General features: G+C 66.2%; 16 protein-coding genes and 1 pseudogene. 13 read left to right on the forward strand and 4 right to left on the reverse strand.

The window, feature by feature from the left end; all coding sequences use genetic code 11:
- Positions 1-74: 74 nt before the first annotated feature.
- Positions 75-608 carry an inorganic diphosphatase gene (gene ppa / locus ECTPHS_RS02505; protein ID WP_008931103.1) on the reverse strand — a complete coding sequence of 178 codons (534 nt, stop codon included), beginning with the start codon at positions 606-608 and terminating at the stop codon, positions 75-77.
- Between the two features lie 179 nt (positions 609-787).
- Here ppa and ECTPHS_RS02510 point away from each other — a divergent pair, with 179 nt between their 5' ends.
- The 11 genes from ECTPHS_RS02510 to ECTPHS_RS02560 all read left to right on the forward strand — a co-directional run bounded on the left by ECTPHS_RS02510 (position 788) and on the right by ECTPHS_RS02560 (position 11521).
- Positions 788-1441 carry an adenylate kinase gene (locus tag ECTPHS_RS02510; protein WP_008931104.1) on the forward strand — a complete coding sequence of 218 codons (654 nt, stop codon included), beginning with the start codon at positions 788-790 and terminating at the stop codon, positions 1439-1441.
- 145 nt (positions 1442-1586) lie between these two features.
- Positions 1587-3770: an LPS-assembly protein LptD gene (locus ECTPHS_RS02515; RefSeq protein WP_008931105.1), complete on the forward strand. Its 2184-nt coding sequence runs from the start codon at positions 1587-1589 to the stop codon at positions 3768-3770.
- A 4-nt stretch (positions 3771-3774) separates the two neighbouring features.
- Positions 3775-5097 (forward strand): peptidylprolyl isomerase, encoded by a 1323-nt coding sequence (locus ECTPHS_RS02520; protein ID WP_008931106.1) that lies wholly within the window; start codon positions 3775-3777, stop codon positions 5095-5097.
- Positions 5094-6095, forward strand: coding sequence for a 4-hydroxythreonine-4-phosphate dehydrogenase PdxA (pdxA, locus tag ECTPHS_RS02525; RefSeq protein WP_008931107.1), 1002 nt, complete (start codon positions 5094-5096; stop codon positions 6093-6095). The genes ECTPHS_RS02520 and pdxA overlap by 4 nt, the downstream gene beginning before the upstream one ends.
- A 23-nt stretch (positions 6096-6118) precedes the next feature.
- Positions 6119-6448: a DUF4156 domain-containing protein gene (locus ECTPHS_RS02530; RefSeq protein ID WP_008931108.1), complete on the forward strand. Its 330-nt coding sequence runs from the start codon at positions 6119-6121 to the stop codon at positions 6446-6448.
- Positions 6449-6474: 26 nt separating this feature from the next.
- Positions 6475-7266: a 16S rRNA (adenine(1518)-N(6)/adenine(1519)-N(6))-dimethyltransferase RsmA gene (gene rsmA / locus ECTPHS_RS02535; protein WP_008931109.1), complete on the forward strand. Its 792-nt coding sequence runs from the start codon at positions 6475-6477 to the stop codon at positions 7264-7266.
- A gap of 55 nt (positions 7267-7321) precedes the next feature.
- Positions 7322-8446, forward strand: a complete 1125-nt coding sequence (gene tal / locus ECTPHS_RS02540) for a transaldolase (RefSeq protein WP_008931110.1) — start codon at positions 7322-7324, stop codon at positions 8444-8446.
- Between the two features lie 25 nt (positions 8447-8471).
- Positions 8472-9479, forward strand: a complete 1008-nt coding sequence (gene glk, locus ECTPHS_RS02545; RefSeq protein ID WP_008931111.1) for a glucokinase — start codon at positions 8472-8474, stop codon at positions 9477-9479.
- Between the two features lie 87 nt (positions 9480-9566).
- Positions 9567-9950: a Co2+/Mg2+ efflux protein ApaG gene (gene apaG, locus ECTPHS_RS02550; protein ID WP_008931112.1), complete on the forward strand. Its 384-nt coding sequence runs from the start codon at positions 9567-9569 to the stop codon at positions 9948-9950.
- 122 nt (positions 9951-10072) lie between these two features.
- A complete protein-coding gene (locus tag ECTPHS_RS02555) occupies positions 10073-10672 on the forward strand; it encodes a class I SAM-dependent methyltransferase (protein WP_008931113.1) in 600 nt (199 codons plus the stop codon).
- A 9-nt stretch (positions 10673-10681) separates the two neighbouring features.
- Positions 10682-11521, forward strand: a complete 840-nt coding sequence (locus tag ECTPHS_RS02560; RefSeq protein WP_008931114.1) for a symmetrical bis(5'-nucleosyl)-tetraphosphatase — start codon at positions 10682-10684, stop codon at positions 11519-11521.
- Here the strand turns inward: ECTPHS_RS02560 and ECTPHS_RS02565 are convergent.
- The 3 genes and pseudogenes from ECTPHS_RS02565 to ECTPHS_RS02575 form a co-directional block, all read right to left on the reverse strand.
- Positions 11514-11833, reverse strand: a pseudogene (locus tag ECTPHS_RS02565) (phosphatase PAP2 family protein); the annotation flags it as partial. The gene ECTPHS_RS02560 and the pseudogene ECTPHS_RS02565 overlap by 8 nt on opposite strands.
- 48 nt (positions 11834-11881) lie before the next feature.
- On the reverse strand, positions 11882-12652 hold the full coding sequence (locus ECTPHS_RS02570; protein WP_008931116.1) for a 1-acyl-sn-glycerol-3-phosphate acyltransferase: 771 nt from the start codon (positions 12650-12652) through the stop codon (positions 11882-11884).
- Entirely contained in the window at positions 12627-12845 is a 219-nt protein-coding gene (locus ECTPHS_RS02575; RefSeq protein ID WP_141565238.1) for a hypothetical protein, read from the reverse strand. Before ECTPHS_RS02575 ends, ECTPHS_RS02570 begins: the two co-directional genes overlap by 26 nt.
- A gap of 96 nt (positions 12846-12941) precedes the next feature.
- On the opposite strand from ECTPHS_RS02575, the gene ECTPHS_RS02580 reads away from it, so the two are divergent.
- Positions 12942-13448: a protease complex subunit PrcB family protein gene (locus ECTPHS_RS02580; protein ID WP_008931118.1), complete on the forward strand. Its 507-nt coding sequence runs from the start codon at positions 12942-12944 to the stop codon at positions 13446-13448.
- Positions 13449-13492: 44 nt separating this feature from the next.
- Positions 13493-14695 carry a class I SAM-dependent rRNA methyltransferase gene (locus tag ECTPHS_RS02585; RefSeq protein ID WP_008931119.1) on the forward strand — a complete coding sequence of 401 codons (1203 nt, stop codon included), beginning with the start codon at positions 13493-13495 and terminating at the stop codon, positions 14693-14695.
- The last annotated feature ends 17 nt before the right edge of the window (positions 14696-14712 follow it).

A 14712-nucleotide genomic window follows, 5' to 3' on the forward strand; every position in this document is an offset into this window, starting at 1 on the left:
AGGTATGGGGGCCGGCGTGCCTGAAGCGAGCGGGCAAACACGCCGGGGAGGCCTCGGGCCTCCCCGGCTCGGGATCAGGCCTGGGCCTGGTAACGCTTGACGGAATTTTCGATCTCCGCCCGGGCCTCATCAACACCAACCCAGCCTTCGACCTTCACCCACTTGCCGAGTTCCAGTTCCTTGTAATGTTCGAAGAAGTGTTTGATCTGATCCAGCAACAGGGCGGGAACGTCATCGGGTCCCTGGATGTGATCGTACTCACGAGATAACTTGGACACGGGCACCGCCAGCAGCTTGGCATCCTCACCCGCCTCGTCGGTCATCTTGAGCATGCCCACGGGACGGCAACGGATCACGCTGCCGCTGGCCACCGGGAAGGGGGTCATCACCAACACGTCCACCGGGTCACCGTCATCGGACAGGGTGTGGGGCACGAAACCGTAGTTGCAGGGGTAGAACATGGGGCTGGCCATGAAACGATCCACCAGCAGGGCACCGCTGTCCTTGTCCACCTCGTACTTGACCGGGGAGGCATACGCGGGAATCTCGATGATCACGTTGATGTCGTTGGGCAGGTCTTTACCTGCGGAGATCTTGTCGATGTTCATTGAATCAGGCCCAAGGGTGTAGTGAATCGGGAGGCGGCATTATAACGGCAACCCGGCCGACGAAAAGCCATATCCCCAAGGGGAGTGCTTGCGTGCCGGGCGCTTGAGCAGGTATAAGTTTCGGCCTAATGTCTTTATAACCCATGCAACACACGCCTATAAACTAAAGAGGAAATGCCATGCGTATCGTGCTTCTGGGCGCACCGGGGTCCGGCAAGGGAACCCAGTCCAAGCTGATCATGGAGCGTTACAAGGTGCCTCAGATCTCCACTGGGGATCTCCTGCGCGCTGCCGTTTCCGCCGGAACCCCCCTGGGTCAGCAGGCCAAGGCCGCCATGGATGCGGGCCAGCTGGTGACCGACGATATCGTCCTGGGCATGATCCGTGAGCGCCTGGCCATGCCGGACACCCAGCAGGGCTACATCCTGGACGGGTTCCCCCGCAACCTGGCCCAGGCCGGCGCGCTGGACGACCTGCTCAAGGAACTGGGCAAGCCGCTGGATGTGGCGCTGCTCATCGACGTGGACTTCGACAACCTGATGCAGCGCCTGACCGGCCGCCAGACCTGCAGTTCCTGCGGCGCCGTCTTCAATCGTCACACCAACCCCTCCCGGAAGGAAAACGTGTGTGATGTCTGCGGCGGCGAACTCACCCACCGCGCGGACGATAACGAAGAAACCATCGGCAAGCGTCTCAAGGTCTACGAAGAGCAGACCCGTCCCCTGGTGCAGTATTACAACGAACGCAGTCTGCTGCAGACGGTGAAGGGCGAAGGCGAGATCGAATCCATCTACAAGGCGGTTTCCGAGGTACTGGAGTCCAGTCGCAAGTAAGGACGTGCTCCGCCCCGAGACACACTCCGGGTGTCTCGGGGTCATCTCACCCCGATGTCCCACCGGTTTCCATGCATTCCAGCGCAACTCATTCAGGCATCACGCCACCCGGCACCCTCCCGTTGGGCCAGGCGCACCAGCGCGCATGAACCCTCGCAAGCTCCTGTCCTGCTGCCTGCTCATGGCCTGCTGTGTCACCACGGCCCAGGGCAATGACTGGTCCCTGTGCCGCTACCAGCCGCAATCCCTGGACTATCCGTTCCCCCGGGATGATCAGACCCGCTTCTTCGCCGACCGTGCCTTCATCGACCGGGACGGGGTCTCCCGCCTGGAGGGGAATGTCACCCTCTATGACCGGGGTCGCATGCTGCGGGCGGACCTCATCACCTATGAGGAAGGCCGTGCCTTCCTGGAAACCCGGGGGGATGTCCGATTCCAGACCGATACCGGACTGTTCTTTGAAAGCCCCGGCGGTTTTCTGCACCTGGACACGGAAACCGGCCGGTTCGAGAATGCCAGTTACCGCTATGATCCCCGCCATGCCCGGGGTGAAGCCCGGGCGCTGGAACCCCGCGGCAGCGATATGCTCTACCTTGAGGGAGCCACCTTCACCACCTGCGATCCCGGCCGGGACGACTGGCTGCTCAGTGCGCGTCATGTGCAACTGAATCAGGACAGCGGCCAGGGCACGGCCCGGAATGTCCTGCTGCGCTTTCAGGGGGTGCCCCTGTTCTACACCCCGTGGATCACCTTCCCCATCGATGACCGCCGCAAATCCGGCCTGCTGCCGCCCAGTTTCGGCACCTCGGACAATACCGGCGCCGATCTGCTGATCCCCTTCTATCTGAACCTGGCGCCCCACCGGGATGCGACCCTGGGTCTGCGCCTGATGGACAGCCGGGGCGCCATGCTGATGTCCGAGTTCCGTTACCTCAATCCCGACAACCGGGGCAAAATCCAGCTGGATTACCTGCCCAACGACACGAGCTATGGCGAGGATCGCGTCCTGGTGGCCTGGGATCACCACTGGCGCATCGCCCCCCGGCTGCACTTTCATACGACGGGCACCGACGTCTCCGATGAGCGCTACTTCCGCGACCTGGGCGACTCGCTCGACGATACCAGCATCACCCACCTGGAACGGCGGGCGGATCTGGTCTACAGCGGTCAGGGATGGAGCCTGCTGGGGCGGGTGCAGGATTTCCAGATCGTGGACGAGACCCTCGCCAGCACCAGCCGCCCCTACAAACGTCTGCCCCAGTTGCTCTTCCAGGGCCGCAGGCCCCTGCAGGCGGGCGGATTCGACTATCGCCTGCGGGCCGAGTGGGTGGCCTTCGAGCGGGACGACACCGTCACCGCCCAGCGCACGGATCTGATGCCGGAGATCAGCCGCCCCACACACGGTACGGCCTGGTTCCTGACCCCGAGCCTGAAATACCGCGTCACCCATTACGCCCTGGAGGACCAGCCCGCGGGGGTCGACCGTCGCCTGACCCGATCCCTGCCCATCGCCAGCCTGGATGCCGGCATCTTCCTGGACCGCCCCCTGGCGGGCGGGAACCTCCAGACCCTGGAACCCCGCCTGTACTACCTCTATACCCCGCGCCGGGACCAGGGCGACATCCCGCTGTTCGATACCGCGCAATTCGATTTCAGCTTTGACCAGCTGTTTCGCGGCCACCGTTTCAGCGGACCCGACCGGGTTGCCGACGCCAACCAGCTCACCACCGCCCTCACCACGCGAATCATCGACGGCCGCTCCGGCGAGGAACGCCTGCGCGCGAGCCTGGGACAGATCCACTACTTCGACGATCGTCGCGTGACCCTGCGCGAGGATGATCGCGGCGAAACCGCGGACAGCTCATCCCTGGTGGGTGAGGTGGGGGCACGGCTGGGTGCGCGCTGGAACGCACGCGCCAGTGCGCAGTGGGACCCGCGACGGGAACAAATTGAACGTTCATCCACTCATCTGCAATATCGGGTGGATGGACGTCGCGTGATCAACCTGGGCCATCGTTACCGTGAGGATCTGCTGGAACAAACGGACCTCTCGTTTGCCTGGCCCCTATCCCGTCACTGGGATGTGGTGGGTCGCTGGGCCTACAGTCTGGAAGACAACCGGGAACTGGAAGTCCTGGCGGGCCTGGAATACAAGAGCTGCTGCTGGGCTTTCCGCCTCGTCTCCCGCCGATTCCTCAACGACGGCGTCACGGGTGAGTACAATGAAGGCATCTATTTTCAACTTATCCTCAAGGGACTCGGCAGCCTGGGCACCGGCCTGGGTGACCTGCTGAGCGAGGGCGTGCTGGGTTATGAAACTGATTACTAGACTGTTGATCCTCCTGGTCCTGGCCGGGTCCACCGGCCTCGGCGCCCAGGTGCCGGAAGACGGCCGACTGATAGACCGGATCATCGCCGTGGTGGAAGAAGACGTCATCATGCAGAGCGAGCTGCTGCGGCGCATGGATGAGATCGGACAGCAACTGGCCGCCCGCGACGGCCAGGCCCCGCCCCGGGAGGTGCTGATCCGCCCGGTGCTGGACCGCCTGATCCTGGAGCGCCTGCAACTGCAGGAGGCACGGCGCATCGGCATCCGCATCGACGACATCACCCTGAACAACGCGATGGAAAACATCGCCCGGGAAAACCGCATGACCCTGGTGGAATTCCGGGACAGGCTGGTGGCCGACGGCGTGGATTTCCCCGCCTTTCGCGAACAGATCCGGGATGAACTGGCCATCAACCAGTTGCGACGCCGGCAGGTGGACAGCCGCATCCAGGTCAGTGAACAGGAAATCGATGACCTCATCGCCAGTGAAAGCGGCGCCATCGACAGGGACGTAGAATACCGCTTGCTGCATCTGCTGATTTCTCTCCCCGAAGGGGCGACCCCCGACAGGATCCAGGCAGCCCGGGAACAGGCCCTCAAAATTCGAGAGGAAGCCGCCGCCGGCGCCGACTTCACCGCCCTGGCCCTGCGGGAGTCCGCCGGCCAGCACGCCCTGGACGGCGGCGACCTGGGCTGGCGCAACGCCGCCCAGGTACCCACCCTGTTCGCCCGTCATGTGGTCCTGATGCGGGAGGGTGAAGTCAGCGAGGTGATCCGTTCCCCTTCCGGCTTCCACATCATCAAGCTGGCGGAACGCCGGGGCGGAACACGGGCCCAGATCCGCCAGACCCGGGTGCGTCACATCCTCATTACCCCCACCGAGGTGCTGAGCAGCGATGAAGCCCTGGAACGCCTGTCCAGCCTGCGCAGTCGCATCGAGGACGGCGCCGACTTCGCCGAACTGGCCCGCGCCCACTCCGACGACCGGGGCAGCGCCCTGCGGGGCGGCGACCTGGGCTGGACCGACCCCGGTGATCTGGTGCCCCAGTTCGAGGACATCATGAACCGTCAGCCCCCGGGGCGAGTCAGCGACCCCTTCCGCTCCCCGTTCGGCTGGCACATCCTGGAAGTGCTGGAGCGACGGGATCACGACGGCTCCCGGGAGCTGATGCGCGCCCAGGCCCGGGAAATCATCCGGGATCGCAAGCGTGACGACGAACTGGAACTGTGGCTGCGCCGACTGCGGGACGAATCCTTCGTGGAGCTGCGCCTGGACAGACTGGCCCTGGGTGGTCCAACCACTCCCATTGAGTCGCCGGCACGATGATGGCCCACCCCATCCCCCGTATCGCCATCACGCCGGGAGAACCGGCGGGCATCGGCCCGGATCTGGTGGCCATGCTGGCTCAGGAACCCTGCCCGGCCCAGCGGGTCGTGATCGGTGACCCGCTGGTGCTGCAGGACCGGGCCGCGGCCCTGGGCCTGCCACTGACACTGGCCCCCTTCGAGCCGGACAGTCCACCCCACGCCGACCTCCCCGGCTGCCTGAGCATCGTCGGCGACTGCCAGGTGAACCGCCCCGTCAGAGCCGGCCAGCTGGATCCGGCCAACGGGGACTACGTGCTCAAGACCCTGCGCCGGGCCGCCGACGGCTGTCTGGCCGGCACCTTTGACGCCCTGGTCACCGGGCCGGTGCACAAGGGCGTCATCAACACGGCGGGCATCCCTTTTACCGGACACACGGAATATCTGGCCGAGCGCTGCCGCGCCCCCATGCCGGTGATGATGCTGGCCGCCGGCACCCTGAGGGTGGCCCTGGCCACCACCCATCTGCCCCTGTCCAGGGTGGCCGCCGAGATCACCCCGGCACGACTCCTGAGCGTGCTGCGGGTGCTGCACCAGGATCTGCGGGCGCGTTTCGGCTTGCCCAGACCCCGCATCCTGGTCTGCGGCCTCAACCCCCACGCGGGCGAGGGGGGCCACCTGGGGGACGAGGAGATCCGGGTCATCACCCCGGTGCTGGAACAGCTACGCACCGAGGGCATGGACCTGCGCGGCCCCCTGCCCGCCGACACCCTGTTCACCGAGCGCTATCTGGGCGAGGCGGACGCGGTGCTGGCCATGTATCATGACCAGGGACTGCCGGTACTCAAGCATGCCGGCTTCGGCCGGGCCGTGAACATCACCCTGGGGCTGCCCATCATCCGCACCTCGGTGGACCATGGTACCGCCCTGGAGCTGGCCGGCACCGGCAAGGCCGAAGTCGGCAGCTTCGTGGAGGCCCTGTCCCTGGCCATCCACCTGGCCGAGCGAAGATCACCCTGACCATCCGTACCGAGGAATCCCCCATGTCCCGAGCCATGCGCATCGGCACCCTGTCCCTGCTCAGCCTGACCCTGATGCTGGGCGGCTGTACTTTCGTCAAACTCACCCCCGGCGGTGAACGGGTCCGTATTCTGGACGCCCAGGATGTGACCCAATGCGAACGGGTCGGCAGCACCTCGGCCAGCGTGGCGGAAAGGGTCGGCATCATCAAGCGCCCCCCGGAAAAGCTGACCCAGGAAGTGGAACATGCCGCCCGTAATGCCGCCGCCGAGATGGGCGGCGACACCCTGGTCCCCCGCGGCCCCCTGCGGGAAGGGCGACGGGGCTATGACGTCTATCGCTGCATCCGCTGACAGGCCCTCCGGAGATCCCCACCCCAGTGGAACACGCCCCCAGAAAACGTTTCGGCCAGCACTTCCTGCATGACCCCGGCATCATCGGGCGCATCGTCGGGGCCATCGATCCCCAGCCGGGACAGACCTTGCTGGAGATCGGTCCCGGCATGGGTGCCATCACCCGTCCCGTGCTGACCCGGTGCCGGCAACTGCATGTGGTGGAACTGGACCGGGATCTGATTCCCCGTCTGCAGACGGAGTATGCCGACGCCGGTGAACTCGTCGTGCACGCCGCCGACGCCCTGAAGTTTGACTTCGGCGCGGTACCGGTGCCCGCCGGCCGCAAGCTGCGGGTGATCGGCAACCTGCCCTACAACATCTCCACCCCCCTGATCTTTCACCTGCTGAAATGGGCCGACGGTATCCAGGACATGCATTTCCTGCTGCAAAAGGAAGTCGTGGATCGACTGACTGCCCGCCCCGGCACATCCGAATACGGGCGACTGGGGATCATGGTGCAGTATCGCTGTCGGGCCGAATCCCTGTTCCATGTCGGCCCGGGCGCCTTCCGCCCACCGCCTCGGGTGGATTCCGCCGTGGTCCGGCTAGTGCCCTGGGAGGCCCTGCCCTGCCCCGCCCGGGACGAGGCCCTGTTTGCCGCCCTGGTCCACCAGGGCTTCACCCGTCGACGCAAGACCCTGCGCAATGCCCTGCAGGGGCTGGCGGAACCCGCTGCCATGACGGCGGCGGACATCGATCCCGCCCGGCGCCCGGAGACCCTGTCGGTGGAGGAATTCGTCCGTCTGGCCAACGAGGTGGCCGCCAGCCGCACTTAAGCCGGCCCCCCTGAGGGGTTACAATGCATCTTTATCCGCCATCGGCGAGGACACAATGGCAGAACACAATCCGCTGCTTCGCTTGAGAGAACTGGGCCAGAGCGTCTGGTACGACTACATCCGCAGTGACCTCATGGCCTCCGGGGAACTGGATCGCCTGATCCGGGAGGACGGCCTGGGCGGTCTGACCTCCAACCCCGCCATTTTCGACAAGGCCATCACCGGCAGTGATCTCTACGATACCGCGATCCGGGACTGCCTGACCCGGTCTCCGGACCTGACCACCCAGGCCCTGTTCTACCAGCTCGCCATCCGCGACCTCCGGGCGGCCGCCGACGCCTTTGCCCCGACCTATCACGACACCGACGGACGTGACGGTTTCGTCAGCCTGGAAGTCTCCCCGGAACTGGCCTTCGACACCGAGGGCACCGTGCGCGAGGCCCTGGAACTGGCCGCCCAGGTGGATCGGGCCAACCTCATGATCAAGGTGCCCGGCACCCTGCCCGGCCTGGCCGCCATCGAGCAGCTGACCGCCGCCGGCATCAACGTCAACGTCACCCTGCTGTTTTCCGTCACCCGCTATCAGGCGGTGCTGGAGGCCTTCCTCAAGGGGCTGGAGACCCGCCTGGACCGGGGCGAGCCGGTGACCTCCATCGCCTCCGTGGCCAGCTTCTTCGTCAGTCGGGTGGATACGGCCCTGGACGCCCTGTTGGAAGAGCGCATCCGCGAGGGCCGTCCGGTGGAGCACATGCAGGGCCTGCTGGCCATCGCCAATGCCAGGCTGGCCTATGCCCACTTCCAGCAGGTCCGCGACAGTGAGCGCTGGCAACGGCTGGCCCGGGCCGGCGCCCGGCCCCAGCGGCTGCTGTGGGCCAGCACCGGCACCAAGAACCCCGCCTACAGCGATGTCCTCTATGTGGACTCGCTGATCGGCCCCGACACGGTGAATACCCTGCCGCCGGCCACCTATGAGGCCTTCCGGGATCACGGCAATCCGGCCCTGACCCTGACCGACGGACAGGAACAGGCCCGCGCCCTGATTCAGGGGCTGCCCGACCTGGGCATCGACCTGGAAAGCGTCACCGACCGTCTGGAAGCCGAGGGCGTCCAGGCCTTTGCCGATGCCTTTGCCCATCTGATCCAGGGTCTGGAAGACAAGCGCCGCCGCCTGGCGGCCTGAAGAGCCGTGGCCCAAGGAGACGATCGTGGACGTACTGGCGGGAGACATCGGGGGCACCAAGACCCTGCTCATGCTGGCCAGGGTGGAGGACGGTCGGCTGATCCCCGGGGAAATCCGGCGCTATGCCAGCGCCGACTACCCCGGCCTGGCCCCCATGGTCCGGACCTTTCTGACGGATACCGGCCATGGTACGCCGGTTGCCGCCGCCTTCGCCCTGGCCGGCCCTGTCGCACGCCGGGATGACGGCCAGCAGGCCCGCCTCACCAACCTGCCCTGGCAACTGGACTCCCGGCAACTGGCCCGGGACCTGGGCCTGCCCCGGGTCACCCTGGTCAACGACTTCGAGGGCATCGCCCACAGCCTGGACGACCTGCCCGCCGACAGCCTGCATGCACTACAGCAGGGGGAAAGGGATCCGGACGGGGTGCGCCTGGTGGTGGGCGCGGGCACGGGCCTGGGGGTCTGCATCGTCTGTCCCGGGCGGCCGCCGCGACTCATTCCCACCGAGGCGGGCCACGGCGAACTGGCGCCCGCCGACGCGCGCCAGTCCCGCCTGTGGGCGGCCGTCACCCGGCGGGAAGGGCGATGCAGCCGGGAGCACCTGCTCAGCGGCCGGGGCATTGCCCGGATTGCCGATTTCCTCATCAGCGAAAGTCCCCAAAGGCCGGGCAAGGCCCTGGCCGAGGCCATGGCACAGCCGGACCCGGCCCCCGAACTCACCCGGCTCGCCCTGGCGGGCGGCGACCCCCTGGCCGTGGAAACCCTGTCCCTGTTCTGCAGCCTTTACGGCGGCCAGGCGGGCGATCTGGCCCTGGGCTGCCTGCCCTTCGGCGGGGTCTATGTCGCCGGCGGCATTGCCCCGCGCATCCTGCCCCTGCTGGATGCCGGAGGCTTCGTGGAGGCCTTCCGCCGCAAGCCGCCCATGACCCACCTGCTGGAAAGGATGCCGGTCCAGGTCATTACCGATCCCCGCTCGGGACTGCTGGGCGCCGCCCGGCTGGCGGCCTCGCAGATCCCCCGGGACCGCGGCTGAAATCCGTTCCGGGCTACAACTTCCCACGCCGATCCGGCAAGATACAGGCTCTTGCCCGGGCTCCCGCCGGGCCATCGGAGACAGCCCATGTCGGAAAGCGGCGACCACCATATCCAGGTCCAGATCAACTGCAGTTACGTGGAATCCCAGTCCGACCCCATGCACGGCCGCTTTGTGTTTGCCTACACGGTCACCCTGCGCAATCTGGGCAAGCAGGGAGCGAGACTCGTCAGTCGCCACTGGATCATCCATGACTCCAACGGCAAGGTGCAGGAAGTCCGGGGCGAAGGCGTGGTGGGCGAGCAACCCCACCTGGATCCCGGCCAGGGCTTTCAATACACCAGCGGTGCCATGATCGAAACCCCGGTGGGTACCATGCACGGGACCTACCAGATGGTCGCCGACGACGGCACCCGGTTCGAGGCCGTCATTCCCACGTTCACCCTGTCCGTGCCCAGGGTGCTGCACTGAATAAATCCGACCTGGATCAAGCCTGCAAACCCCTACTTTAGACAGGGGCATGGTCACTGACTACAATCGTGAGCACTGGAAAATAACGATACAAGACTCATCCACAACCACGGGCTAACCTCATGCGCATCCCTTATACCCTCTGGGCACCCATCTACGATCGACTGATTGAAAAACCTTCAACAGGCGTCAGACAGCGCAGCCTGGAACGGCTGGGCAACGTGGAAGGTCGATCCATCCTGCTGGCGGGCGTGGGCACCGGGCTGGATTTTCCCTTCCTGCCCCAGGGCGCCCATTACACCGGCGTGGACCTGACCCCGGCCATGCTCAAGAAGGCGACCGAACGCGCCCAGTCCCTGAACCTGGGCATCGAACTGCATGAAGGCGATGCCATGGCCCTGCCCTACGAGGATGCCCAGTTCGACGTGGTCGTCATGCACAACATCCTGGCCGTCGTCCCCAATGCCGGCAAGGCACTGACCGAGGCCACCCGCGTGCTCAAGCCCGGTGGCCGGATCCTGATCCTGGACAAGTTCCTCAAGCCCGGCGAAAGCGCTCCCTTCCGCCGCCTGCTGGGCCTGGTGTCCCAGTTCATGGCCACCCGCACCGACGTGGTGTTCGAGAACCTGATGAAGAAGCGCACCGACCTGACCCTGCTGGAAGACAGCCCGGCGATGCTGCGCGGCTGGTTCCGTCACATCCTGCTGGAAAAGAAGGCCTGACCCCGCCTCATGGCACTGTATGCCGTCGGCGACCTGCAGGGCTGCCTTGACCCGCTGAAACAGCTCCTGGACTGGGTCCGTTTCGACCCGGCCCGGGATCGGCTGTGGCTGGTGGGGGATCTGGTCAATCGGGGGCCGGACTCCCTGGGCTGCCTGCGGTTCGTGCAGTCCCTGGGGGAGGCGGCGGTGACGGTGCTGGGCAACCACGATCTGCATTTGCTGGCCATCCACGCCGGTCTGCACAAACCCCGGCGCCGGGATACCGTCCAGCCCATCCTGGACAGCCCGGACCGGGACGCACTCATGGACTGGCTGCGTCGGCAGCCGGTGCTGCACCATGATGCCCTGGTCGGCTGGACCATGGTCCATGCCGGCCTGCCCCCCCAGTGGGACCTGGCCACGGCCCTGGCCTGCGCGGACGAACTGCACCGGGTACTGCGCGGCCCCGACTACCGCACCCTGCTGCAGCGGATGTACGGTGACCAGCCCGACCGCTGGGACCCGGCCCTGTCCGGCTGGTCCCGCCTGCGCTTCATCACCAACTGTTTCACCCGCCTGCGCTACTGCACCCGGGACGGCACCCTGGACATGGATCACAAGGGGGCACCGGGCACCCAGCCTTCCGGCCTGCTGCCCTGGTTCCAGGTACCGGGCCGGGCCAGCGCCGACCTGAAGCTGGTGGTGGGTCACTGGTCCACCATCGGCTGCCGTTATGAACAGCAGGTCCTCACCCTGGACACCGGCTGCGTCTGGGGCGGGCGGATGACCCTGGCCCGTCTGGATACCCCCACACCGGACATCGTCCAGCAGGCCTGCCGGGCCCACCGAACCCCCGCCCCGATCATCTGATCCATCGCAGGCTTACAGGGGCACCGCGCCCCCCCATCCCCCACAGACTGATCAGGGCCACCGTCGCACCGATGGCGGCACCGGCCAGCACGTCGGTGGGATAATGCAGCCCCAGCACCAGGCGGGACAGGGCCACCATCAGGGTGAAGGGCAGCACCAGCCAGGCCCAGACCGGCAACCAGGCCAGCAGCACCACGGTGAAGGCCCCGCATGCAGGGTATGACCGGAGGGGAAGCTGAACCGGTCCAGCGGCGCCATGTGCAGGGTGCTGGCGGGGCACCTCATCGTCATCGGGTGGGTCCTGGAAACCCTCGGCGAAAATCCGGTCCCAGTGCAGGGATGAGGCGCGCCCGGCGGCGTTCATGAGGGGGAATCTCCTTCAATGGGTGGCGGAAGGCTGCCATGGAACGCCTCCCTGACGGCCTCTTCGGCCGCCCGGGACAAGCCGCGACGATCCGTACCGTCGACAGGGATCGGCGGCATGAAACTGAGCGCCACATCGACCCGCGGCATGGCCAGCAGGCGCAGGGCATGGGTGAGGAAATTCTGGTTATCCACGAAGGCCGCGGCATCATCCACCGGAGGCAGGTAGCGGATGGACACCGGCTGTACCGGACAGCCTGCGCTCTGGGCCGCCTGGAACAGCCGGGGATGAAAGCGTCGCACCTCCTTGCCCAGGGTGGTCGTCCCTTCCGGAAACACATGCACCGAGTGGCCGCCACCCAGATGCCCGGCCATCTGATCAGACACCTGGGAGGCGGCGCCGTTGACGCCGCGATGGATGAAGAGGGTGCCGTTACGCCCGGACAGCCAGCCGATCAGCGGCCAGCGCCGCACCTCCGACTTGGACAGGAAACCCACCGGGGCATACGCCCCCAGCACCGGGATGTCCAGCCAGGAGATGTGATTGGAAACGGACAGCACCGGTCCGTCGGAGGGTTGACCACGCACATGGATACGGACCCCGAACAGGCGACAGAAAACCCGGTACCACCACTGGATGGCACGCCGGAACCGCTGATCGGGCATCCCGGCCTCGTTGGGCCGTCCCAGCAGCAGGGTCAGGATCACGGCAATGAACAGGTGGAGGACCAAGGGGATCAGCCTATAGATGCATCTGAAGGTTTTCATGACATTCCGCGGTTAAGGGTGTCCGCAGAAAATGCCGCTGGTAGCGGGCGGGCACAAGCCCCGCGTCCAGAAAAATGAACACATCATCATCACTGGCGGCCAGGGACACGCTCAGCCCTGGGCGTGATACATTCCAGTCATTGGTCACACGCGTGTCGGCGGTCTGCATGGCCTTGCGGTTCTCCATCGTCATGCGGCCATGCTAGGCGCGGGGAAATGTTCAGGGATGTGAAGACACGGTGACGATTCCGTGACCCGGACAGGGCACGCAACCCAGGGGATAACGCAGATGGCCATCGAGAAGAAAACCTGCCTCATGATCCTCCTCACCCTGCCGTTCTGGATCACGGCAACCGGCTGCCGTGCCCCGTGCATCCAGGGATCAATGGAGGTCGCCGCCGTGCGGGTACTGGCTGCCGGTACCCATTGCGGCCACGACGACCCCGCCCCGCGTGTCCGGATGGCCGATACCCTGGCCGACCTGGAGCGGTTGCTGGCCGACACCGGCCTCGGACTGGCCGGCTCGCAGCCCGATCCGGCCCGGGAACGGTTCATCCTGATTCATCAGGGACTTCGGCCCACCCTGGGCTATCGCCTGGAACTGGCCGGGGATCATGCCCGGCTGGAAGGGGAAACATGGGTCATCCGTGTCATCCACCATGAACCACCCCCGGATGCCGTCACCGCCCAGGCCCTGAGCAGTCCCTGCCTGCTGCTGGGCATGGAACGGACGCAAGACCGGCCGGTTCGCGTCGAGGATCAGGACGGCAATCCCATGCACGGCCCGTCGAAGTGAAGTCCGCGGACAACGGCTATAATGGGCGTTTTGCCGGAGTCCCCATGGAAACCCTCGACTACGTCCCCCTGCGCCTGAAGAAAAACGAAGAACGGCGCCTGCTGGCCGGCCACGCCTGGATCTTCAGCAATGAAGTGGACGTGGAAGCCACCCCCATCCGCCCCCTGGAACCGGGTCAGCCGGTGACCATTCAGGACAGCCGGGGGCGCACCCTGGGCACGGGCTACGCCAACCCCAATTCCCTCATCTGTGCCCGCCTGGTGACCCGGGACGCGGATCACCCCTTCGGCCCCTCCCTGCTGGTCCACCGCCTCAAGGTGGCCCTGTCCCTGCGGGAGCGTTTGTTCGAGGAACCCTTCTACCGACTGGTTCACGGCGAGAGCGACGGCCTGCCGGGTCTGGTGGTGGACCGCTACGGCGACGTGCTGGTGGCCCAGATCACCACCGCCGGCATGGAACGCTTGCGGGATGCCCTGCTGAGCGCCTTCGAGAAGGTGCTGCGCCCGAGCGCCGTGCTCTGGCGCAACGACAGCCCGGTGCGCAGTCTGGAAGGCCTGGACCTCTATGTGCAGCCCGCCACAGGTCCCATCCCGGAGACCGTGGAGATCACCGAAAACGGCGCCCGCTTCCAGGTCCCCCTGCTGGCGGGCCAGAAGACCGGCTGGTTCTATGATCAACGGGACAACCGGGCCTGGCTGCGGCGCCTCTCCACCGGGGCTCGGGTGCTGGACCTGTTCAGTTACGCGGGGGGCTGGGGCATCCAGGCGGCCATGCACGGGGCAGAACAGGTCACCTGCGTGGACGCCTCCGCCGATGCCGTCGCCCAGGTGGAAGCCAATGCCCGCCTGAACCGGGTGGATGACCGGGTGCAGGCCCTGGCGGGAGATGCCTTCGAGGTGCTGCGCCGACTGCGGGAGGAACGAGCCCGTTTCGATCTGATCATCGTCGACCCGCCGGCCTTCATCAAACGCCGCAAGGACCTCAAGGAAGGGACCGCCGCCTACCGGCGCATCAACCAGATGGCCCTGCAGGTCCTGGCCCGGGACGGCTTTCTCATCGCCTGTTCCTGCTCCCAGCACATGGCGGCCGATGCCCTGGAAAAACAGGTTCATGCCGCCGCCCGCCACGTGGACCGACAGATGCAGATCCTGTCCCGCGGCGGTCAGGCCAGTGATCACCCCATCCACCCGGCCATGCCGGAGACGGCCTATCTCAAGGCGATCCTCTGTCGCTGTATCGGACAATAACCACAGGTTAGAATCCA

Origin of the sequence: Ectothiorhodospira sp. PHS-1 (assembly GCF_000225005.1) — a bacterium.
Lineage (GTDB): Bacteria > Pseudomonadota > Gammaproteobacteria > Ectothiorhodospirales > Ectothiorhodospiraceae > Ectothiorhodospira.